23 protein-coding genes are annotated in these 22,352 nt (G+C 66.3%); 13 read left to right on the forward strand and 10 right to left on the reverse strand.

What is annotated here, in order from left to right; all coding sequences use genetic code 11:
* The first annotated feature begins 39 nt into the window (after window positions 1–39).
* Window positions 40–903 carry an alpha/beta hydrolase gene (locus tag H7I57_RS26755; RefSeq protein WP_275081760.1) on the forward strand — a complete coding sequence of 288 codons (864 nt, stop codon included), beginning with the start codon at window positions 40–42 and terminating at the stop codon, window positions 901–903.
* Here H7I57_RS26755 and purD read toward each other — a convergent pair.
* Window positions 900–2,195 carry a phosphoribosylamine--glycine ligase gene (gene purD, locus H7I57_RS26760; RefSeq protein WP_264027323.1) on the reverse strand — a complete coding sequence of 432 codons (1,296 nt, stop codon included), beginning with the start codon at window positions 2,193–2,195 and terminating at the stop codon, window positions 900–902. The two genes, H7I57_RS26755 and purD, sit on opposite strands and share 4 nt — an antisense overlap.
* Window positions 2,196–2,311: 116 nt before the next feature.
* Here purD and H7I57_RS26765 point away from each other — a divergent pair, with 116 nt between their 5' ends.
* Entirely contained in the window at window positions 2,312–3,577 is a 1,266-nt protein-coding gene (locus H7I57_RS26765; protein WP_264027324.1) for a cytochrome P450, read from the forward strand.
* 31 nt (window positions 3,578–3,608) lie between these two features.
* Window positions 3,609–4,205: a TetR/AcrR family transcriptional regulator gene (locus tag H7I57_RS26770; protein ID WP_264027325.1), complete on the forward strand. Its 597-nt coding sequence runs from the start codon at window positions 3,609–3,611 to the stop codon at window positions 4,203–4,205.
* A gap of 13 nt (window positions 4,206–4,218) precedes the next feature.
* Here H7I57_RS26770 and H7I57_RS26775 read toward each other — a convergent pair whose 3' ends face one another.
* The 5 genes from H7I57_RS26775 to H7I57_RS26795 form a co-directional block, all read right to left on the reverse strand.
* Window positions 4,219–5,445, reverse strand: coding sequence for a hypothetical protein (locus H7I57_RS26775; RefSeq protein WP_264027327.1), 1,227 nt, complete (start codon window positions 5,443–5,445; stop codon window positions 4,219–4,221).
* Window positions 5,442–5,891, reverse strand: coding sequence for a carboxymuconolactone decarboxylase family protein (locus tag H7I57_RS26780; RefSeq protein WP_264027328.1), 450 nt, complete (start codon window positions 5,889–5,891; stop codon window positions 5,442–5,444). Before H7I57_RS26780 ends, H7I57_RS26775 begins: the two co-directional genes overlap by 4 nt.
* Window positions 5,892–5,909: 18 nt before the next feature.
* Window positions 5,910–6,806 carry an NAD(P)-dependent oxidoreductase gene (locus H7I57_RS26785; protein WP_264027330.1) on the reverse strand — a complete coding sequence of 299 codons (897 nt, stop codon included), beginning with the start codon at window positions 6,804–6,806 and terminating at the stop codon, window positions 5,910–5,912.
* Window positions 6,803–7,564 (reverse strand): SDR family oxidoreductase, encoded by a 762-nt coding sequence (locus tag H7I57_RS26790; RefSeq protein ID WP_264027331.1) that lies wholly within the window; start codon window positions 7,562–7,564, stop codon window positions 6,803–6,805. Before H7I57_RS26790 ends, H7I57_RS26785 begins: the two co-directional genes overlap by 4 nt.
* A gap of 86 nt (window positions 7,565–7,650) precedes the next feature.
* The gene (locus H7I57_RS26795) at window positions 7,651–9,120 is read right to left on the reverse strand and encodes an aldehyde dehydrogenase (protein WP_264027332.1); all 1,470 of its coding nucleotides are present in this window, start codon (window positions 9,118–9,120) and stop codon (window positions 7,651–7,653) included.
* Window positions 9,121–9,295: 175 nt separating this feature from the next.
* Between H7I57_RS26795 and H7I57_RS26800 the strand changes: the two genes are divergently transcribed.
* The 9 genes from H7I57_RS26800 (at window position 9,296) to H7I57_RS26840 (ending at window position 16,750) form a co-directional block, all read left to right on the forward strand.
* Window positions 9,296–9,892 (forward strand): TetR/AcrR family transcriptional regulator, encoded by a 597-nt coding sequence (locus tag H7I57_RS26800; protein WP_264027335.1) that lies wholly within the window; start codon window positions 9,296–9,298, stop codon window positions 9,890–9,892.
* Entirely contained in the window at window positions 9,889–11,112 is a 1,224-nt protein-coding gene (locus H7I57_RS26805; RefSeq protein ID WP_264027337.1) for a cytochrome P450, read from the forward strand. Before H7I57_RS26800 ends, H7I57_RS26805 begins: the two co-directional genes overlap by 4 nt.
* A gap of 20 nt (window positions 11,113–11,132) precedes the next feature.
* Window positions 11,133–11,996, forward strand: a complete 864-nt coding sequence (locus H7I57_RS26810; RefSeq protein ID WP_264027338.1) for an SDR family oxidoreductase — start codon at window positions 11,133–11,135, stop codon at window positions 11,994–11,996.
* On the forward strand, window positions 11,993–13,348 hold the full coding sequence (gene cyp51, locus H7I57_RS26815) for a lanosterol 14-alpha demethylase (protein WP_264027339.1): 1,356 nt from the start codon (window positions 11,993–11,995) through the stop codon (window positions 13,346–13,348). Before H7I57_RS26810 ends, cyp51 begins: the two co-directional genes overlap by 4 nt.
* 17 nt (window positions 13,349–13,365) lie before the next feature.
* Window positions 13,366–13,578, forward strand: coding sequence for a ferredoxin (locus H7I57_RS26820; protein ID WP_264027340.1), 213 nt, complete (start codon window positions 13,366–13,368; stop codon window positions 13,576–13,578).
* Between the two features lie 2 nt (window positions 13,579–13,580).
* A complete protein-coding gene (locus H7I57_RS26825) occupies window positions 13,581–14,120 on the forward strand; it encodes a nuclear transport factor 2-like protein (RefSeq protein WP_372510446.1) in 540 nt (179 codons plus the stop codon).
* 91 nt (window positions 14,121–14,211) lie between these two features.
* On the forward strand, window positions 14,212–15,339 hold the full coding sequence (locus H7I57_RS26830; RefSeq protein ID WP_264027342.1) for an NDMA-dependent alcohol dehydrogenase: 1,128 nt from the start codon (window positions 14,212–14,214) through the stop codon (window positions 15,337–15,339).
* 87 nt (window positions 15,340–15,426) lie between these two features.
* Entirely contained in the window at window positions 15,427–15,858 is a 432-nt protein-coding gene (locus H7I57_RS26835; RefSeq protein ID WP_264027343.1) for a nuclear transport factor 2 family protein, read from the forward strand.
* A gap of 16 nt (window positions 15,859–15,874) precedes the next feature.
* Window positions 15,875–16,750: an SDR family NAD(P)-dependent oxidoreductase gene (locus H7I57_RS26840; protein ID WP_264027355.1), complete on the forward strand. Its 876-nt coding sequence runs from the start codon at window positions 15,875–15,877 to the stop codon at window positions 16,748–16,750.
* On the opposite strand, the gene H7I57_RS26845 is transcribed toward H7I57_RS26840, so the two are convergent.
* From H7I57_RS26845 to H7I57_RS26855, 3 genes are all read right to left on the reverse strand, one after another.
* The gene (locus tag H7I57_RS26845; RefSeq protein WP_264027345.1) at window positions 16,731–17,651 is read right to left on the reverse strand and encodes a TIGR03619 family F420-dependent LLM class oxidoreductase; all 921 of its coding nucleotides are present in this window, start codon (window positions 17,649–17,651) and stop codon (window positions 16,731–16,733) included. The two genes, H7I57_RS26840 and H7I57_RS26845, sit on opposite strands and share 20 nt — an antisense overlap.
* A gap of 29 nt (window positions 17,652–17,680) precedes the next feature.
* Window positions 17,681–18,520 (reverse strand): mycofactocin-coupled SDR family oxidoreductase, encoded by an 840-nt coding sequence (locus H7I57_RS26850; RefSeq protein WP_264027347.1) that lies wholly within the window; start codon window positions 18,518–18,520, stop codon window positions 17,681–17,683.
* Between the two features lie 75 nt (window positions 18,521–18,595).
* Window positions 18,596–19,180, reverse strand: coding sequence for a TetR/AcrR family transcriptional regulator (locus H7I57_RS26855; protein ID WP_264027348.1), 585 nt, complete (start codon window positions 19,178–19,180; stop codon window positions 18,596–18,598).
* Between the two features lie 111 nt (window positions 19,181–19,291).
* On the opposite strand from H7I57_RS26855, the gene H7I57_RS26860 reads away from it, so the two are divergent.
* Complete coding sequence (locus H7I57_RS26860; RefSeq protein WP_264027350.1) at window positions 19,292–20,596, forward strand: cytochrome P450; 1,305 nt, start codon at window positions 19,292–19,294, stop codon at window positions 20,594–20,596.
* On the opposite strand, the gene H7I57_RS26865 is transcribed toward H7I57_RS26860, so the two are convergent.
* Window positions 20,556–22,196, reverse strand: a complete 1,641-nt coding sequence (locus H7I57_RS26865; protein ID WP_264027352.1) for a long-chain-fatty-acid--CoA ligase — start codon at window positions 22,194–22,196, stop codon at window positions 20,556–20,558. The genes H7I57_RS26860 and H7I57_RS26865 overlap by 41 nt on opposite strands.
* Between the last annotated feature and the right edge of the window lie 156 nt (window positions 22,197–22,352).

Genomic DNA, 22,352 nt, shown 5'->3' on the forward strand with positions numbered 1-22,352 from the left:
GCTAATCATCAGCCTTTACTCAGGCATTGCGATGGCATGATGGCGCGCATGTCAGCGATCAACCGCCGCGCCCTCCTGCACATCGGTCTGCGCACTGGCATCGCCGTCGCGGCCGGGGTCGCCGGAGCGTCCGCAGTGGGTGCCTCTGTGGCCGCAGCGGCACCGCCGGCACCGCTGGCACCACCTGTCCCGGCGCCGACATACACCACCGGCTCCTTCGCGTCTGCCGAACGCGGCGGCGCCGTGACGAACTGGATCATCGCGCGGCCGCCCGGCCAGACGGCGCCGCTACGGCCCGTGATCCTGCTGCACGGGAAGGACTCCAGCGCCCAGACCGTGATGTCGATGGGTGCCGAGCAGTTCCTGGCCGATGCGGTGCGGGCCGGCCTACCGCCGTTCGCACTCGCCGCGGTCGACGGAGGCAACGGGTACTGGCACCGCCGCGCCTCCGGTGACGACTCCGGCGCGATGGTGCTCGACGAGTTCCTCCCTGTCTTGAGCGAACAGGGATTGGACACGTCCAGGGTGGGATTTCTCGGTTGGTCGATGGGCGGCTATGGCGCCATGTTGCTGGGCTCACGGCTGGGCGCCGGACGCACCGCCGCGATCTGCGCCGTCAGCCCCGCCCTCTGGTCATCGGCGGGGGCGGCCGCGCCAGGCGCGTTCGACGGCGCCGACGATTACGCCGCCAACAGCGTGTGGGGTCTGCCGGAGCTCGGGGCGATCCCGCTGCGGATCGACTGCGGCAACGACGATCCGTTCTACGCGGCGACGCAGCAGTTCATCGCCCAGCTGCCCACCCCGCCGGCCGGCGGCTTCTCCCCCGGCGGGCACGACGCGTCGTTCTGGTCCACCCAGTTGAGTAACGAGCTGACCTGGGCGGCACCGCTGCTGACTGCCTAGAGGGAGATCCGGCCCTCCGCCGCCGCCAGGCCGATGTCGGTGCGGAAGTGGCTGCCCGGCAACCGAATCGAGCTGATCCGCCGATACGCGGCCTCGCGTGCGGCGGCCAGGTCGGAGCCGACGCCCACCACCGAGAGCACCCGGCCGCCCGAGGACACGACCGCGCCGTCCTCGCGGCGGGCGGTACCTGCGTGCAGCACACTGCTACCCGATTCGCCGCTCGGCTCCGGACCCACTTCCGCGCCATGGATCACGTCACCCACCCTGGGGCGGCCCGGGTAGTTCTCCGCGGCGATGACGACCGTGACGGCCGACCCGTCGCGCCACCGTAGCGGCGGCTGGTCGGCAAGCCGGCCGGTGGCGGCGGCCCGCAGCAGTTGGCCGATCGGGGATTCCAGGAGCGCGAGCACCGCCTGGGTCTCCGGATCGCCGAAACGACAGTTGAACTCGACCACCGCGGGTCCGTTCGACGTGATCGCCAGCCCGGCGTAGAGCAGACCCGAGAACGGGCTGCCCCGTGTGACGAGTTCGGCGGTAACGGGTTTCACGACCTCGTCGACGATCCGTCCGATCATCTCGTCGGGCAGCCACGGCAGGGGCGTGTAGGCGCCCATCCCGCCGGTGTTGGGCCCGCTGTCACCGTCACCGACGCGCTTGAAGTCCTGCGCAGGCAGCAGCGGAACCACGGTCTCTCCGTCGACCACGCAGAACAGGGACACCTCGGGGCCGTCGAGGAACGACTCGAGCAGCACCGGGTGGCCCGCGTCGAGCAGGCTCGCGGCGTGTGCGCGGGCGGCATCACGGTCGGCGGTGACCACCACGCCCTTGCCCGCCGCCAGCCCGTCGTCCTTGACCACCCATGCCGGGTCGCCGCCGGGGGGGCCGAACCGGTCCAGCGCCGCATCGAGATGGGCGGGGTTGTCGACGATCTCGCTGGAGGCGGTGCGAACTCCGGCGGCGGTCATCACGTCCTTGGCGAACGACTTCGAGCCCTCGATGCGCGAGGCGTCCTTCGTCGGCCCGAAGCAGGCGATGCCGGCGTCCCGTACGGCATCGGCGACGCCGAGCACCAGCGGCACCTCGGGCCCGATGACCACGAGGTCGGCTCCGATGCGCCGCGCCAGGGCGGTGACGGCCTCGCCAGAGGTGACGTCGAGTTCGTACTGATCGGCGATGGCCGAAGTCCCCGCATTGCCGGGCGCGACCGCGAGCGCCTCGACCTCGGGGTCTCGGCGCAGCGCGAGCAGCAGCGCGTGTTCACGGGCTCCGGATCCGACCACCAGGACGTGCACAGATGCCCACCCTAATGGCACCGCGTTCGACCGGTGCCACATCCTCGGCCATACACTTCGGCAAGGAGGTGTATGGTCGAGGGAAAGTGCTTCACGTCACACAGGAGTGAAACGACATGACCACAACAACGGACGGGCGCCGGAGCTGCCCCTTCTTGCCCGCCGGCTATGACTTCACCGACCCGGACGTCCTGCTCAAGGGCATTCCCGTCACCGAGTTCGCCGAGCTGCGCAAGACCGCGCCGGTGTGGTGGAACGAGCAGGACGAGTCGTCGATCTTCGGCGACGGCGGCTACTGGGTCATCTCCCGGCACGCGGACATCAAGGCGATCTCGCGCGATGGCGCGCTGTGGTCCACCAACCGCAAGGGCGCGGTGATGCGCCTGCCGGACGGGGTCACCGCCGACCAACTCGACCTCACCAAGGCCCTGCTGATCAACCACGACGCCCCCGAGCACACCCGGCTGCGCAAGATCGTCTCGCGGCTCTTCACTCCGCGGGCCATCGCCACGCTGGAGGAGAAGCTGGCCGTCGCCGCGCACGACATCGTGGCGGCCGCGTCCGGGAAGGACACCGGCAACTTCGTGGACGACGTCGCGATGAGCCTGCCCCTGCAGGCGATCGCCGACCTGATCGGCGTTCCCGAGGGCGACCGCGAGAAGCTGTTCCACTGGACCAACGCGATCATGAACACCGACGATCCCGACTTCGACTCCGACCCGACGACGGCAAACGCCGAACTGATGGGCTACGCGTACAACATGGCCGAGGAGCGTCGCCGCTGCCCCGCCGACGACATCGTCACGCGGTTGATCCAGGCGGACTTGGGACAAGAAGGCGGTGAGACCAATGAACCCTTGGGTGACGTCGAGTTCGCGTTCTTCGTGATCCTGCTCGCGGTGGCCGGCAACGAGACCACCCGCAACGCGATGACCCACGGCATGAACGCGTTCTTCGACAACCCCGAGCAGTGGGAGCTGTTCAAACGGGAGCGGCCCGAGACCGCGGTCGACGAGATCATCCGCTGGGCCACCCCCGTGCACTGCTTCCAGCGCACCGCCCTCGCCGACGTCGAGATCGGAAACGTGACGATCGCCGAGGGGCAGCGGGTGGGGCTGTTCTACAGTTCCGCCAACTTCGACGAGGACGTCTTCGAGCGGCCCTTCGAGTTCGACATCCTGCGTAATCCCAATCCGCACTTGGCCTTCGGCGGGAACGGCGCCCACTTCTGCATCGGCGCCAACCTCGCGCGGATGGAGATCAAGCTGATGTTCAACGAGATCGCCGACCAGATCCCCGACATCTCGAAGCTGGCCGAACCGCAGCGCCTGCGGTCGGGCTGGATCAACGGGATCAAGGACCTGCAGGTTGCCTACCGGTAGCTGTCCCGATGGGTGGCCTTAGAGTTCCTTCGTGCGCACCCACGGTTGGTCCGGGGCCAAGCCGGCCTCGGACGAGGAAGCGATCGCCCGGATCCTCGACGCTGCAGGCAAGGCGATCGAGGATCACGGTGCCGACTTCAGCATCTCCGATGTGGCGCGCACCGTGGGGGTCACCCGTCAGACGGTGTACCGCTACTTCTCCAGCACCGAGGCGTTGCTCGTCGCCGCGGCGGTCCATGCCGTCGACGGCTTCCTCGACCGACTGACCGCACATCTGGCCGGCATCCACGATCCGGCGGAGGCGGTCACCGAAGCCGTCGCAACGGCATTGGAGTGGCTACCGCGGGAGAAGTACATCGGGCTACTGATGGTCCCCGGCGGCGCGACGCACGTCGAATCCGTCACCTCGGACATCGCGCTGCGGTTCGGCCGGGACATGGTGGGGCGCCTCGACGTCGACTGGGCGGCAGCGGGGTTCCGCGATGCGGATCTCGACGAACTCGCCGAGCACCTGCTGCGCATCATCCAGTCGTTCGTCGTCGACCCGGGCCGCCCACCACGCCGTGGCGACGCGTTGCGCAGCTACCTTCGCCGGTGGGTCGGAAACGCGCTACTCCCCCGGCAGTAGGTGCGCCGAACGTCTAGACCACGGTCAGCGGCAACGACTTCCGTTCCTCGAACACCCAGGACGCGCCGCCGCTGAACTTGGTCACCTCGACCTCGGACAGTTCCTTTGCGGCGGTGTCGGTCTCGATGACACGCACGGTCCAGTCGGATTCGGTGCCGGAGACCTCGGCGCGCAGATGCGGATCGACCGCGGCCACGATGGCCTGAAGGGGCAGGTCCGCCACGGGCGACACCAGCGAGATCCACGACCCGTCCTCGAAAGCGGGCGACCGCCGGACGTGAATGAAGTCGGGGTCGACGTCGGCGTACACGTAGGCGGCCGGATTCAGCAGCGGATGCAGCTCGAGAACCCGCAGCGCGCCCTTGACGCCGCCGGGAAGCTTCAGCGCCTTGTGGATTCGCTCGGCGGCCACGCCCGCGATGCCGATCAGCTGCTTGGTGCGGATCGACCGCTCCAGCGCCGGGTCGTCTTTGGTCCGAGCCCGCACCGCGAGACTGAACGACAGCACCAGCAGGTGCATCTGCAGGCAGACCTCGTCGGCGATGCGGACCAGGGCCGAATGCGAGAACGCACCGAAGTCGACGTCGGACAACAGTGGCCCCGAATAGTCGGCGTTGCCTTCGTCATTCGGGTCGATCGGGTCGAGTTCGGTGTGATAGGCGTGGCTGGCGCCGACGATGTCCATCGCCGGGATGAAGTCGACCTCCGGGTAGGACTCATCGATGATCACCGTCCACCGGCAGTGCGGGTGCTGGTCGGCCGATGCCCTGGGCGGCCGGTGGATGGGACGCACCTGTGTCTTGCGGTTGGTGGCCAGCGCCGTCGCATCGAACGTCGGATCCTCGATGTCGTGGCACATACCTTTGACGTAGTCCTCGCCCATCGGCTCGACGTCCATCAAGGCGCCACAATGGTCGAGGTAGAACTCCCCGTGCCAGCGGTCGTGCACGACGTAGCGGAAGTCCATGAACTGCGGCGGGGCGCCGATGTCGAGCTGTAGCCCCTTGAAGATCGTGACGACGTCGACACCCTCGTACTTCAGCGCCTTCTGCATCCGCTTGGTGTAGAGCGGGCTGGAAGCCGCCCACTCCTCGATGGCGATCTGCAGCATCTCCTCGCGACCGAAACTGGAGATGCACCAAGCCATTCCGGAGCGGTCGATGAGCTGGCCGATCAACAGCAACTCGGGCACCAAGGTGGCGAGTTCGTCGCGCGACAGCGCGGCATACCTACTCATCATCGATCTTGGTCATCATCGAGCTTGCTTCCCGAGTGCATGTTCAACGCCGCGTTGACGTTGGCCCGCTTGTCCTCGCCCGCACCCTTCTCGGCGTCCTTCTTGCGCTTGCCCGCCACCTTGGTGACCACACCGTCGAGCTTGGACCCGAGCGGGAAGCCGAGGTAGTGGGTGAGGAAGATCGCCATCTCCTTGAGCTCTTCCACGGTGAGTTCGCCGTTGTTCAGCGCCGCGTTGACCTGGATCTCGGCCAGATCCGTGATGCCGAGCGCGGTGACGCACGTGAGCGTCATCATCCGCTTCTCCCGCATCGACAGGCCGGGCCTGGTCCAGATGGTGCCGAAGAGATGATCGGCGGTGAGAGCGAAGTAGTCGCCCGGCATGTCGGGCATCTCCCAGCCGTAGACCTCGTTCATCTTCTCGAGGCCCTTGCGGCGCAACTCATCCATCTTGACTCGATTCCCTTCTTAGCCCTCGTCGCCGTGTGAGGTCGTGTGCGGCACACCGAGTCCGGCGGCCAGGTCGCGCAACGCAATCTCCGCCAGAGGCAGCTCGACTCCAGTCGCCTCGCCGAGTCCCAGCGCCAGCCGCAGGTCCTTCTCGGCCAGACCGCGGGTGTGGACGAACATGTCGTAGAGGAAGTGGTCGGGCTGCAGCGGTTTGGTGTCGTCGCGGGCCATGATCGCGCCGGGTCCACCGCTCTGTGCGTCGCTGTGCCGTACCACCCGTCCCAGCTTCTGCAGGTCGATCCCTGCTGCCTCGGCTAGCTTCTGCGCCTCACACGCTGCCGCGAAACCGATGAACGTCAGCATGTTTCGGGCCAGCTTCATCCGGGTCCCCGCGCCCGGCTCGCCGGCACGGACCACCATCGAGGCCCACTTCTTGAACACCGGTTTGACCAAGGCGTAGGCATCCTCGTCGGCGCCGACCATCACGGCCAGCTCACCCTTGTCGGCCGCTCCCGCCCCGCCGCTGACCGGAGCGTCGACGATGCGAACCCCCTTGGGCCGCAGCTGCTCGGCAAGCTCGCCCGCCGTACCGGGCTCGATCGTGGAATGGATCGCGATGACGGTGCCCTGGTCGGCGTGTGCGGCGAGTTCACCGACCACGTCGCGCACCTGCTCGTCGGTGAGGACGGTGACGCTGATGACGTCGGCTTCGGCAACGTCGGCGACGCTGTCGGCCAGCGTCGCTCCCAGTTCCGCCAGCGGAGTCATCGCGTCGGTGCGAACGTCGAAGACGATCAGGCCGCCGGGCCAGTCGACGAGCCGCTTGGCCATCGGCAACCCCTGGTTACCCAGCCCGATGTACCCCAGCTTCAGCTCGGTGCCGGTCTGTTCCTCGCGCGAGCGCTCGTCGGTCATCTGATGATCTGTCCGCCGTCGACATTGAAGATCTGGCCGGTGATCCACTTCGCCTGATCCGACAGCAGGAACAGCAGCATGCCGACGAGGTCCTCGGGCTGACCCATACGGGACAGCGGGATCCCCTTCACGATGTCGGCGACCATCTCCTGCGGCGTGGTGGTGCGGTTGGCCTCGGTGTCGATGGGCCCAGGCGCGATCGCGTTGACGCGGATGTTCTGGCCGCCGAGTTCGGTGGCCAACTGCTGGGTCAGGCCGTTGATGCCGACCTTGGCCAGCCCGTAGAAGTTCGAATACAACCAGGCCGCCGTCGAGGACTGGTTGACGATCGCGCCGCCGCCCCGCTTGGCCATCTTGCGGTACACCGCCCGCGTGCAGACCAGCGCGCCGTCCATGTTCACGCTCATGAACTTCTTGTAGTAGTCCCAGTCGACGGTGATGAGGAAGTCGAGCTTCATCCCACCGAAGATCGCGGCGTTGTTCACCAGGTAGTCGATGCCGCCGAACTCCGAGAGCGTCTGCGCCGCCATCTCCTTGGCCGAATCCGGGTCGGACACGTCGACGCGCACGGCCAGCGCGTTGCCGCCCTCGCCTTTGACACCGTCGGCGACCTTCTGCGCACCCTCGGTGTTGATGTCGGCGACCACCACCGCGGCGCCCTCACGGGCGAGCGCCTCCGCATAGGCCTGGCCGATGCCGCCCCCTGCGCCGGTGACGATGGCCACCTTCTCCTTGAACTGATCACCATAAAGACCCATACCGATCCCTCTCTATCCGCCGAATGTTGGATTTGTGCACGGTGTTGCGGCTACGGCGCGCCTCAACCCAACACTCGTCACCATGTCTAGTTCGCTGCCGTGGCAATCGCTTTGATCTCGAGGTACTCCTCGAAACCCGCGAGCCCCATCTCCCGGCCGATCCCGGATTGCTTGTAACCGCCGAACGGCATGTCCGCCGAATACCAGACGCCGCCGTTGATGTTCACCGTGCCGACCCGCAACCGCGCGGCCACCGCGTTGGCCCGCTCGAGGTCGGGCGAGAACACGGTGCCCGACAGACCGTACGGCGAGTCGTTGGCGATCCGGACCGCGTCGTCGTCGCCGTCGTGGGCGATCACCGTCAGCACCGGGCCGAAGATCTCCTCGCGGGCCACCTTCGCGTTGTTGTCCAGTCCGGCGATCACCGTGGGCTCGATGAAGAAGCCGGTGTCGCGGTCTGCGGGGCGGCCACCGCCACAGGCGAACCGGCCGCCCTCAGCGATGGCGGAGTCCAGGTAGCCCTGGATGCGGTCACGCTGACGGGCCGAGATCACCGGCCCGCAGATCGTGCCCGGCTTGGTCGGGTCGCCCGGCTTGAGCCCGCCCATCGTCGCCGCGGCGGCCTCGACCGCCTCGTCGTACCGAGCCCGGGGCACGAGCAGACGGGTGGTGATCGCGCAGCCCTGGCCGGCGTGCATCGACGCGGTGAACGCCGCCATCGAGCAGGCGCCCGCCAGGTCGGCGTCGTCGAGGACCAGGAACGCCGACTTGCCGCCGAGTTCCAGGAACACCTTCTTCAGCGTGGCGGCCCCTTCGGACATCACCGCCCGGCCGGTCGCGGTCGACCCGGTGAACGAAACCATGTCCACCCGAGGATCTTTCGACAGCAGCGCGCCGACGCCGTGATCGCTGGAAGTGACGATGTTGAGCACCCCCGCGGGGATGTCGGTGTGCTCGGTGACGAGGTCGCCGAGCACCGCGGCACACCATGGGGTGTCCGGCGCGGGCTTGAGGACGACGGTGTTACCCGCGGCCAGCGCAGGCCCGATCTTGGCGAGGTTGATCTGATGGGGGAAGTTCCACGGGGTGATCGCTCCGACGACGCCGATGGCCTCGCGGGCGATGGTGCGCTGGCTCTTGATGCCCATCGGCGATGCGATACCGAGATCGGTTCGCCACTGGTAGTTCTCGGCGGTATCGGCCGAGAACGACAGATCGGCGACCGGCCCTTCCAGCTGAGCGGCCGACGTGAGCATCCTCGGAGCGCCCACTTCGGCGATGGTCAGCTCCCGCAGCTCTTCGGTGTGCTTGGTCAGCGCTTCCTGGAGCTGACGGATGCAGCGCACCCGCAACTCGGTGTTGGTCGACCAGTCCGTCTCGTCGAAGGCCCGCCGCGCCGCGCCGATCGCCGTGCTCATGTCCTCGACGCTCGCGTCGGCGGCGACACCGAGCGTCTCCTCGGTCGCGGGGTTGACGGTGGGGAACGTGCCCGAGCTGCCTGCGACGAGCTTGCCGTCGATGAGCAGCCGGCTCTCGCGATCGGCCAGGATTGCCATCCGACCTCCTGTCTGTGATGCCTGGACAACTGTCCGGCTGATTTCTTTCGAACGATAGCCCCAGATCGCCGCACGAGGCAAGGTCCGGGTCGGATAGCCGCCCATTTATCCGGCTTAACCTGCGGTTTGAATGTTTCACTTGCCTGCGGACCGCTGTTTCCGATAACTTGGACATGTGTCCAGTGATGCTGTTGCCGCGATCGCAGATCAACCGCGGCAAACGCCTCGTAACCGACGGCAGGAAGAGACCTTTCGTAAAGTCCTCACCGCCGGCATCGAGATGCTGCGCGAGTCGTCCTACGCCGACCTGACGGTGCGCGCGGTCGCCGCGCGGGCCAAGGTGGCGCCCGCGACCGCGTACACCTACTTCTCGTCGAAGAACCACCTGATCGCAGAGGTCTATCTCGATCTCATGCAGCAGGTGGAGTACTTCACCGACGTCAACGACAGCAGGACCAGCCGCGTCGAGAAGACCCTGCGCGCAATGACGCTGACCCTCGCCGACGAACCCGAGGTGGCCGCCGCGTGCACCACGGCGCTGCTGTCGGGCAACGACGCCGCCGTGCGCGCGGTGCGCGAGCGCATCGGCAGCGAGATCCATCGACGTATCCGCGCGGCCGTCGGCCCCGACGCGGATCCACGGACGCTGGCCGCCCTGGAGATGACGTTCTTCGGCGCGCTGGTCAACGCCGGCAGCGGCGCATTCACCTATCACCAGATCGCCGACCGCTTGAGCTACGTGGTCGGCCTCATCGTCGGGGAGGACCGATGACCACCAACAGCGGCGCGATGAGCGACGTCATCCTCGACCCGTACGACTACGACTTCCACGAGGATCCGTACCCCTACTACCAACGGCTGCGCGACGAGGCCCCGCTGTACCGCAATTCCGAACTCGGCTTCTGGGCGCTGTCCCGGCACCGGGACGTGCTGCAGGGCTTCCGCAACAGCACCACGCTGTCCAACCGTGAGGGTGTCTCGCTCGACCCGGTGTCCCGCGGACCCCACGCGTCGAAGACCATGTCCTTCCTGGCGATGGACGATCCCGACCACCTGCGGCTGCGGACGTTGGTGTCGAAGGGCTTCACCCCCCGTCGGATCCGTGAGCTGGAGCCCAGGGTCACCGAGATCGCGGTGCAGCATCTCGACGTGATGCTCGAGAGAGCGGCCGTCGGCTCGACCGTTGACTACGTGGCCGAATTCGCGGGCAAGCTCCCGATGGACGTCATCTCCGAACTGATGGGCGTGCCGGTGGCCGACCGCGACCAGGTGCGGGCCTGGGCCGACGGGGTCATGCACCGCGAGGACGGGGTCAACGACGTGCCCGCCGCGGCGATCGAGGCGTCTCTGAACCTGATCGTGTACTACCAGGACATGGTCGCCGAGAGACGCAAGAAGCTCACCGACGATCTGACGTCGGCGCTGCTGGAGGCCGAGATCGACGGCGACCGGCTGACCGACGAGGAAATCATCGGCTTCATGTTCCTCATGGTGATCGCAGGCAACGAGACCACCACCAAACTCCTTGCCAATGCCGCATTCTGGGGGCACAAGAACCCCGGCCAGCTCAGCCCGATCTACGAGGATCTGAGCCGTGTCCCCTTGTGGGTCGAGGAGACCCTGCGCTACGACACCTCCAGCCAGATCCTGGCCCGGATGGTGTCCGGCGAGCTCACGTTGTACGACACCACGATCCCCGAAGGCGATGTGGTGCTTCTACTTCCGGGTTCGGCGCACCGCGACGAGCGGGTCTTCGAGAACCCGAACGACTACCTCATCGGACGGGACATCGGTTCCAAGCTCATGAGTTTCGGCAGTGGCGCCCACTTCTGCCTCGGCGCGCACCTCGCGCGGATGGAGGCGCGGGTGGCGCTGGCCGAGTTGTTCAAGCGGATCCGTGGATACGAGGTCGACGAGGCCAACGCCGTCCGCGTCCACTCCAGCAATGTGCGCGGATTCGCCCATCTTCCGATTACCGTCACGGCCCGCTAGAACGGCCCGAAAGGTCTGCGATGCCTCGTTTTGAACCTTTACCCGACCGCCGACCGGCGCTGGTGGCCGGCGCCTCCTCCGGGATCGGCGCCGCGACGGCCATAGACCTTGCCGCCCATGGTTTTCCGGTGGCGCTGGGGGCGCGCCGGGTGGAGAAGTGCCAGGAGCTGGTCGACCAGATCCGCGCCGACGGCGGTGAAGCCATCGCGGTGCACCTCGACGTCACCGACCCCGACTCGGTCAAGGCCTGTGTCGAGCAGACGACATCCGAGCTCGGCGAGATCGAGGTGCTTGTCGCCGGCGCGGGCGATACGTACTTCGGCAAGCTGGACTCCATCAGCACCGAGCAGTTCGAGTCGCAGATCCAGATCCACCTGATCGGCGCCAACCGGGTGGCCGGTGCGGTGCTTCCCGGCATGATCGAACGCCAGCGTGGCGATCTGATCTTCGTGGGTTCCGATGTCGCACTGCGTCAGCGGCCACACATGGGCGCCTACGGGGCGGCCAAGGCGGCACTGGTCGCGATGGTCACCAATTTCCAGATGGAACTCGAGGGCACCGGCGTGCGCGCGTCGATCGTGCATCCCGGCCCGACCAAGACCTCGATGGGCTGGAGCCTGCCCGCCGAGCTGATCGGTCCCGCGCTCGAGGATTGGGCCAAGTGGGGTCAGGCCCGCCACGACTATTTCCTTCGGGCGGCCGACCTCGCGAGGGCCATCACGTTCGTCGCCGAGACCCCACGGGGCGGCTTCATCGCGAATATGGAGCTTCAGCCCGAAGCCCCGTTGGCGACGAACAAGGATCGCCAGAAACTGAAAGTCGACGAGGAAGCATTCCCTGGGGGTAGGAGCGAAGCGACCGGGGGAAAGGAACAGGACTCATGACCACTGCGATAGTGCCCCGTGTCTCCGGTGGCGAAGAGGAACACGGCCACCTCGAGGAGTTCCGGACCGACCCGATCGGCCTGATGAAGCGCATCCGCGAGGAGTGCGGGGACGTCGGCTGGTTCCAGCTCGCCGACAAGCAGGTGGTGCTGTTGTCCGGCGCGGAGGCCAACGAGTTCTTCTTCCGCTCCAGCGACAGCGAGCTCAACCAGGCCGAGGCCTACCCGTTCATGACGCCGATCTTCGGCGAGGGCGTGGTGTTCGACGCCGACCCCGAGCGCCGGGCCGAGATGCTGCACAACACCGCGCTGCGCGGCGAGCAGATGAAGGGCCATGCCGCCACGATCGAGGCCGAGGTCCGCAGGATGATCGCCGGCTGGGGCGACGAAGGCGAGATCGAGCTGCTGGACTTCTTCTCCGAGCTGACGATCTACACCTCGACGGCGTGCCTGATCGGGCTGAAGTTCCGCAACCAGCTCGACCACCGGTTCGCCGAGTACTACCACCTGCTCGAGCGCGGCACCGATCCGCTCTGCTACGTCGATCCGTACCTGCCGATCGAGAGCTTCCGCATCCGCGACGAGGCCCGGGCCAACCTGGTCGAGTTGGTGCAGGAGGTCATGCACGGCCGAATCGCCAACCCGCCCAAGGACAAGAGCGATCGCGACCTGCTCGACGTGCTGGTCTCGATCAAGGACGAGGACGGCAACCCCCGCTTCTCGGCCAACGAGGTCACCGGCATGTTCATCTCGCTGATGTTCGCCGGGCACCACACCAGTTCCGGGACCTCGTCGTGGACGCTGATCGAAATGCTGCGCCACCCCGACTTCTACGCTCAGGTCCAGCAGGAGCTCGACGACCTCTACGCCGACGGTCAGGAGGTGAGTTTCCATGCGCTGCGCCAGATTCCGAAGTTGGACAATGCTCTCAAGGAGACCCTGCGGCTGCATCCGCCGCTGATCATCCTGATGCGGGTGGCCCAGGACGAGTTCGAGGTGGCGGGCCATCCGATCCACAAGGGCCAGATGGTCGCCGCCTCACCGGCGATCTCCAACCGGATCCCCGAAGACTTCCCGGACCCCGACGCTTTCGACCCCGACCGCTACGAGAAGCCGAGGCAGGAAGACCTGATCAATCGCTGGACCTGGATCCCGTTCGGCGCAGGCAAACACCGTTGCGTGGGCGCCGCGTTCGCCCAGATGCAGATCAAGGCGATCTTCTCGGTGTTGCTGCGCGAGTACGAGTTCGAGATGGCTCAGCCGCCGGAGAGCTACCGCAACGATCACTCCAAGATGGTCGTGCAGCTGGCCAGGCCGGCGAAGGTGCGCTACCGCAGGCGCGTGAAGGGCTGAGTTCGAAGGAGGCTGCTGTGGGATCTTATCGAGTCGAGGTCGACGCCGACCTGTGCCAGGGCCACGCCATGTGTGAACTGGAAGCCCCCGATGTCTTCAGCGTGCCCAAGCGCGGGATCGTCGAGATCACCGACCCGGAACCACCCGACGACCTCCGTGAGGACGTCGAACGAGCCGTCGAGATGTGCCCGACCCGGGCACTGACCATCGTGGAGAAGAAGGAGCAATGACAATGGCGTCACGTGAAGAACTGGAGAACTGGACCGACCGCTGGCTCAAGGCCAACCAGGACGCCGAGAAGGTCGGCGACTGGAAGCCGTTGGCCGACTTCTACACCGACGACGCCACCTACGGCTGGAACATCGGCCCCAAGGAAGACGTCATGTGCGTCGGCAAAGAAGAAATAGCCGAGATCGCATTGGGCCTGGAGATGGAAGGCCTGGAGAACTGGGTCTACGAGTACCAGAAGGTGCTGATCGACGAGAAGCAGAACGAGATCGTCGGCTTCTGGAAGCAGATCGCCAACAGGAGCGACGGCACCCGCGACGAGATCTACGGCATCGGCGGCAGCTGGTTCCGCCTCAACGATCAGCTGCTGATCGAGTGGCAACGGGACTTCTTCGACTTCGGTCACGTGGCGAAGGGGTACGCCAAACTCATCGAGTCCGGCGACCTGACCCCGACCATGCAGAAGCGCATCGAGCGCTCCCTGGCCGGCGAGAAGCTGCCCGGGTATTACCCGCTCGGCGAGGCGCCGACCCCGATCTGGTAGCTCCCACCCAAGCGGTTGCTTGGGGGGACCGTGATATGGCTAACTAGAGCCTCTAGTCTTGAGCTACGGGCTCTAGTCGAAAGCAGGAGATATGAAGACCAAAGGCGCTCTGATCTGGGATTTCAACCAGCCGTGGTCGATCGAGGAGATCGAGATCGGTGACCCCGTCAAGGACGAGGTCAAGATCCAGATGGAAGCCTCGGGCATGTGTCACTCCGACCATCACCTGGTCACCGGTGACATCCCGATGGCCGGTTTCCCGGTACTGGGCGGACACGAGGGCGCGGGCGTCGTGACCGAGGTCGGGCCGGGCGTGGAGAACGTCGCCCCCGGAGATCACGTGGTGCTGTCGTTCATCCCGTCGTGCGGTGAGTGCCCGACGTGTCAGAGCGGCAAGCGCAACCTGTGCGACCTGGGTGCCCTGCTGCTCACCGGTACCGCCGTCTCGGACGGAACCCACCGCGTGACCGCCAACGGAAAGCCCGTCATCCCGATGACGCTGCTGGGCACCTTCAGCCCGTACATGGTCGTCCACAAGAGCTCGGTCGTGAAGATCGACCCGTCCGTCCCGTTCGAGGTGGCCTGCCTGGTCGGCTGCGGCGTGACCACCGGTTACGGCTCGGCGGTCCGCAGCGCGGACGTCCGCCCGGGTGACGACGTGGCCATCGCCGGGATCGGCGGCGTCGGCATGGGCGCCCTGCAGGGCGCGGTGATCGCCGGCGCCCGCAACGTCTTCGCGATCGACCCGGTCGAGTGGAAGCGCGATCAGGCGCTCAAGTTCGGCGCGACACACGTCTACCCCGACCTCGCCACCGCGATGATGGGTATCGCCGAGGTCACCCACGGTCAGATGGCCGGTAAGACGATCATCACCACCGGTGAGCTCAAGGGCGAGGACATCGACCACTACCTCAACCTGACCGCGAAGGGCGGCACCTGCGTCGTCACCGCCGTGGCCAACATGATGGAGTCGACGGTCACGTTGAACCTGGCGATGCTGACCCTGCTGCAGAAGAACCTGCAGGGCACCATCTTCGGTGGCGGCAACCCGCACCACGACATCCCGCAGCTGCTGTCGATGTACAAGGCCGGGCGGCTCAACCTCGACGACATGGTCACCCGGCAGTACAAGCTGGAGCAGATCAACGAGGGCTACAAGGACATGCTCGAGGGCAGGAACATCCGCGGCGTCATCCGCTACACCGACGCCGATCGGTAACCCCACCCTCCCGCGGAATTGCATTCCAGCAGCCAGAGTTCGAGCGGATCCCTGCTGGAATGCAATTCCGGCGAAAGAAGGAGTGACATGACTGACACCGCCGAACTGTCGCCGGTGGTCGCGGCATCGCGGAACTCGTGGCGATGCGTGCAGTCCGGTGACAGGGAGGGCTGGCTCGCGCTGATGTCCGAGGACGTCGTCGTCGAGGATCCGATCGGCGAGGCCGTCACCAACCCCGACGGCACGGGCGTGCGCGGGAAGGCGGCGCTGGCCGCCTTCTACGACGCGAACATCGGCCCCAACCAGCTGCGGATCACGTGCGAGGAGACGTTCCCGTCGAGCAGCCCGACGGAGATCGCCTACATCCTGGTGCTGGAGACCACGTTCCCCAATGGTTTCGTGGCGACGGTGCGGGGGGTGTTCACCTACCGCGTCGACGATGCCGGGCTCATCACCAACCTGCGCGGCTACTGGAACATGGACGCAATGACGTTCACCCAAACGGAGACGCAGGATTAGCGCAGCATCCTCTGAGATTCTCGCGGGCCGTGGCGCGGTCGTCGTCGGCGGCACCCGCGGGGTCGGTTTCGCGGTCGCCGAGCTGCTGGCCGCTCACGGCGCCGGAGTCGTGATCAACGGACGGGACGGGGCGGCGGCCACGCAAGCGGCCCGACGCGTTCCCCGAGCCGTTGCGCATCCCGGCTCGGCCGCAGTCGCGGCAGTCGCCGATGCGCTGGTCGACACGTGTGTTCACCACTTCGGCCGCATCGACATCCTGATCAACTGCGCGGGCACCGCCGAGCCGGTCGGATCCTCGATCCTCAACATCACGACCGAGCAGTTCCACCAACTGCTCGACGCCCACCTGGGCACCACGTTCCAGATGTGCCGTGCGGCGGCGCCCCGCATGGTGGCCCAGGGTGGCGGCGCGATCGTCAACACCAGCTCTTTCGCCTTCCTCGGCGATTACGGTGGCACCGGCTATCCGGCGGGCAAGGGCGCGGTCAACGGCCTGACGCTGGCGATCGCCGCCGAGCTCAAGGAGCACGGCGTGCGGGCGAACGTGGTGTGCCCCGGTGCGAAGACCAGGCTGTCGACCGGGCCGGACTACGAGGCACACATCGCCGAACTCAACCGGCGGGGCCTGCTGGACGAGGTCAGCATGCAGGGTGCGCTCGACGCGGCACCGCCGGAGTACGTCGCACCCACCTACGCCTACCTCGCCAGTGATCTCGCAAAGGACGTGACGGGCCAGATCTTCATCGCCGCAGGCGGTTTCGTCGGGCGGTTCGACCGGCCGACACCCGCGATCCTGGCCTATCGGGATCACCACAGCTCACCGCCGTGGTCGATCGAGGAGATCTCGGAGACCCTGAAGAGAACCGCCGAGGTCAGGCCACCTGGGGTTTGATCTCCTCGATCACCCACTGCGCGTAGTCGAGGTACTCGTCGACGCCGCTGACCGGCGGGATCGGCACCGCACTGACGGTCACGCCCTGTGCGCCGAGCCAATTCAGGCGGTCGACGATCTCTGTCGCGCTCATCCCGGGACGACCGTGCGGGTCCTCTCGGACCGTGTGGCCCTCGCCCACTCGGGTCGTGCCGAGTCCGTGCACGACGTCGAAGGGCCGGCCGTCGTAGTGGGACTGGGATTTGATGAAGTCCACACGCTCGGCGATCTTCTCCGGCGGGGTGAGGAATGACCACCATCCCGAGGCGAACTTTGCGGCCCGCCGTAGCGCCGCATCGGCGTCCCCTCCTATCCAGATCGGCAGATGCGGTTTCTGGACCGGCTTGGGCTCGAAGGCGACCTCCTCGAAGGAAACGTACTTCCCGTCGAACCGGGGAGTGTCGCTGGTCCACAACTCCTTGATCACCGCGAGGTACTCGTCAGCCATGCGCCCGCGTTCGCGGAACGGGACGCCGAGCGCCTCGAATTCACCCTCAAGCCAACCCACTCCGAAGGTCACCATCATCCTGCCGCTGCTCATCCAGTCGGCGGTCGCCAGCGCCTTTGCCAGAACGATCGGATGTTGCAGCGGCAACACGGTGATACAGGAGTTGAGCCGGATCCGTTCGGTCGCGCCCGCGAGGTACGCCTGAGCCACGGTGGACTGCAGATAGTGCGGACCCGACAACTCCACGTGCTGCTTCGGGATCACGAAATGCTCCGGCACGGCGATCATGTCGTAGCCCCACGCATCTGCGCACTTCGCCATCCGGGTCTGGTCGGCGCCGGTCACCGATTGCTCCCACGGTTGCGACATCGCCTTGAGCCGCAGCATGTGGGGAAGGTTGAACACAAGTTGCATGGTGACTTTCGAAAGGGCTGCGGAGGCCGCTATTTCAGCATGCTGCCCGCGTCGACGGTGAGGGGCAGACCGGTGATGTACCGTGCTTCGTCTGACGCCAGGAACAGCACGGCATTGCTGATGTCGACCGGCTCCACCCATCCGACCGGGAGGACGTGCATGAACTGCGCCGCGACGGCGAGGTCGTCCGGACCGGGATTCTCGAGGTCCGGTCGGAACAGCTTCATCGTTCCCTCGTTCATGAACAGCGGCGTGTTCACGTTGGTCGGGCAGACGGCGTTCACGCGGATCGAATGCTGTCCCAGTTCGACGGCGAAGGTACGCATCAATCCGATCACCCCGTGCTTGGCGGCGATGTAGTGACCGGTGTGCGGGTAGGGCTTGAGACCACCCACCGAGCTGGTGAGGATGACGGAGCCGCCGCGTCCACCCGACAACAGATGCGGGACAGCGGCTTTGACAGTCTTCCAGACGCCCGACAGGTTGACGTCGATCATGTCACCCCAGTCGGCTTCACTGGTCTTGTCGAGGGTCTGCCCACCGTTGCCGATGCCGGCGTTGGCGACGACGATGTCCAGACGGCCCAACTGCTCCACACCGGAGTCCACGATGGCCTTCACCGCGGCGTAGTCGCGCACGTCGACCTCCGCGGTGACGATCCGGCGATTCAGCCCCTTGACCAGATCCGCGGTCTCGGCCAGGTCGTCGGGTGTCGCGGGCGGGATGTCGGTGTGGCTGCTGACCGGCCCGCAGATGTCGACGGCGATGATGTCGGCACCCTCCTCTGCGAGGCGCACCGCGTGACTGCGGCCCTGTCCCCGAGCCGCGCCGCTGATGAACGCAACCTTGCCCTCGACCCGACCACCCATGTGCCCACCTCGATTTCGATCCGCTGACCAATCTTTGTCGACCGATCAGGATCGTGACATCGATGGCCGCCGGTGTCAACCACCTGTTGTGGTGACCAGCAGCGCCAACATGCGGTCGACGTAGGCACGCATCTCGTCGTGCCCCAGGGTGACCCCGACTGCGCTCTCGTTGCACAGACTCCGCGCGATCTGGGCGATCAGCATCGAGACCACCACCGGGGGATGGACGTCGAGGTCGACACCGTTCGCGCGGAGGGCGACCGTGACCGCCGCGGTCTCGATATCGCGGACCCGTTCCGCGTAGGCCCTCAGTTCCGCGCGAATCGCCTTGCGGTGATTGGCCAGCGCCATGAACTCGGTGTTCAAACCGGTCATTCGCAAGTCGGAGTTGATCATCCACAATGTCCGCAGCGGATCCTCGTCGGTGAGCGCGGTCCGCATGCGCTCCAGTGAGGTCTCCGCACCTGTTCGCAGCACCTCCACGTAGAGGTCGTCCATCGTCGGAAAGTAGTAGTAGACCAGCGCCTGCTTGACTCCGGCCGCTGCGGCCACCCGCCGGGAGGTCGCAGCGGCATAACCCTCGTCCGCCATGATCTTTGCCGTCGCCTCGATCAGCCGCTGGCGCGCGCCGGCGTCACGGGCCTTGGGCGGGGACGCCATTCAGTGGCCCTCCGCACGGTCGTTGCTTGACCGTGCCTCGAAAACCGTGGTAGGCATGGCGCATTCTAGCATTCTGATCGATCGACCAGTTCACTGAAAGGATGGCCGTCCATGACCGATCTCGCATCAGTGGACTACTTCTCCGACCAAGCCATCAGCCAGGACCCCTATGAGTACTGGGACCACCTGCGCGAACAGGGCCCGGTGACCCGGGAGCCGCATTACGGTGTCGTCGCAGTGACCGGCTACCAGGAAGTGCTGGCGGCGTTCAAGGACCATGATTCGTTCTCGGCCGTGAACGCCATCGGCGGGCCTTTCCCGCCGTTGCCGTTCGTGCCCGACGGCGACGACATCACTGAGCAGATCGAGGCGCACCGCCATCTGTTCCCGATCTACGAGCACATGGTCGTCATGGATCCCCCCGCGCACGAGCGGGCACGGTCACTGCTGAACAAGCTGCTGACGCCCCGCCGCCTCCGGGAGAACGAGGCCTACATGTGGCAGCTGGTCGACGCCCAGATCGATCAGTTCATCGCCAACGGCAGGTGCGAGTTCCTCTCTGAATACGCCAAACCCTTTGCCACATCGGCGATCATCGACCTGCTCGGCGTTCCGGAGGAGGATCGGCCCGAGTTCCTGGCCGCTTTGGGCGCCGAGCGTCCGGGGGGCACCCGAGTGGGCGCCCTCGACGGCGAGCCGGTCGGTCTCGACCCCCTGCAGTATCTCGACGACAAGTTCACCGGGTACCTGGCCGAGCGGCGCCGGGCACCGCGTGGCGATGTGCTGTCCGGCATGGCCACCGCGGCATACCCCGACGGCTCGACCCCGGAGCTCATCGAGGTGGCAAAGCCGGCGACTTTTCTGTTCGCGGCGGGCCAGGAAACCGTCACCAAGCTGCTCAGCGCGGCCGTCCAGACCCTGGGCGACCGCCCTGACTACCAACAGCTTCTCCGCGAAAGTCCAGAACGCATAACGACATTCATCGAGGAGTCACTGCGGATGCACTCTCCGACCAAGGTCGACTTCCGGCTTGTCCGCAAGACCACCACGCTCGGCGGTGTACACCTGCCGGCCGGGACGATCGTGATGCTGTGCCTGGGCGCCGCGAACCGGGACCCGCGCAAGTTCGACAACCCGCACGAGTTCCAGCCGGAGCGCAAGAACGTCCGCGAGCACATCGCCTTCGGCCGCGGTATCCACACCTGTGCCGGCGCCCCTCTGGCAAGGGTCGAGGGACAGATCACCGTTCGGCGGCTGCTGGACCGGATGAGTGACATCAGAATCGACGAGTCGGTCCACGGCCCCGCCGACCGCCGGCATTACGCCTATGAACCCACGTTCCTGCTGCGCGGCCTCACCGAGTTGCACATCGAGTTCACGGAAGCCGGTGGTCGCGGTACTGCTCACGCAGTTTGAGCTTGACCACCTTGCCGGTGGCGGTATGCGGCAGTTCGTCGACGAACACCACGTCGTCGGGGAGCCACCACTTGGCGACATGGCCCGACAGATACTCCAGCACTTCCTCCCGGGTCGCGCTGCACCCCTTGCGCAGGACGGCGATCAACACCGGCCGTTCCTGCCATTTCGGATGTGGCACCCCGATGACGGCGGCCTCGGCGACCGCAGGGTGACCCATCGCGGCGTTCTCCAGGTCGATCGAACTCACCCATTCCCCACCGGACTTGATGACATCCTTGGCGCGGTCGACGAGCTGCAGGTAGCCATCGGGGTCGATGGTCGCGACGTCGCCGGTGGGAAAGAAACCCTCGGCGTCGAGCTTCTCGCCACCCTCCCCCTTGAAGTAGCCGCTGGCGATCCACGGCCCCCGCACCCAGACCTCGCCGAATGCCTTTCCGTCCCAGGGAAGTCGGTTGCCGTCGTCGTCGACGATCTTGAGGTCCACGCCCCAGATACCACGGCCCTGTTTCAGCCTGATCTGGGTGCGCTCCTCGTCGGAGAGTCCCTCGTGCTTGGGAAGCAGCCGACCGATCACACACAGCGGGCTCGTCTCGGTCATCCCCCAGCCCTGCATCGACTCGGCCCCGAAATCCCTGGCGAACCTCTCGATCATCGACTGGGGCAATGCCGCCCCGCCGGTGCCCGCCACGCATAGGCCGAGTTCGTGCGGGTCGATCTCTGGATGCTCGTCGAGGTAGGAGAAGAGCATCATCCACACCGTCGGCACACCCTGGCTCTGGTTGACGCCTTCGGACTTCATGAGGTTGTAGACGGATTCGCCGTCGAGGTGCGGTCCCGGCATCACGAGCGTGGCGCCGACCATCGCCGCAGTATACGGCGTGCCCCACGCATTGGCGTGGAACATCGGCACCACCAACAGGATTCGGGATCCGCTGTGGATGTCGATGGCGTCGCGGGCCGCGATCATCAGGGTGTGCAGCATCGTCGACCGGTGCGAGTAGAGAACACCCTTGGGGTTTCCGGTGGTGCCCGAGGTGTAGCACAGCGACGACGCGCTGCGCTCGTCGAACTCGGGCCACTCAAAGTGGGTGGACTGCCCGCCGATGAATTCCTCCCAGGACCGCAGACGGCCCTCGGGTATTCCCGGGATGTCGGGCATGTGCTCGCGGTCGGCCATCACGACGTAGGTCTCGACGGAGCTCAGTTCGGGAGCCAGCTGACCCACCAGTTGCGCAAAGGTGGTGTCGAAGAACAGCACCCGGTCCTCGGCGTGGTTGATGATGTAGACGATCTGCTCGGCGAACAGCCGTGGGTTGACGGTGTGCATGACGGCACCCGCGCCCGAGACGCCGAAGTACAGCGCGAGGTGACGATCGCTGTTCCAGGCCAGCGTCGCGATCCGGTCCCCGGGTTCGATGCCGAGTTCGGCGAGCGCGTTGGCGACCTGCTTCGACTGGTCCCTCACCAGCGACCAGGTGGTGCGCCGAACGTGCCCTTCGGGAAGCCGCGACACGATCTCGGTGTCGGCGTGGAACGTCGCCGCGTGGTCGATCAGCGACGAGATCAGCAGTGGCCGGTCCTGCATCAAACCCAGCATTCGGCCAGGCTATCCAGGGGGTGTCGGCGTGTTGGCGGGCTTGGGCATAATCGAACACGTGTGCGACTCCTCACCTTGTTGTGGGGAGTTTCGGGCTGATTCCGCCGAGCATGAGGTAGATCATCGAGGTCAGTGATTTGGCGGTGTGATGGCCGT

Origin of the sequence: Mycolicibacterium pyrenivorans, assembly GCF_025821625.1 — a bacterium.
GTDB lineage: Bacteria > Actinomycetota > Actinomycetes > Mycobacteriales > Mycobacteriaceae > Mycobacterium > Mycobacterium pyrenivorans.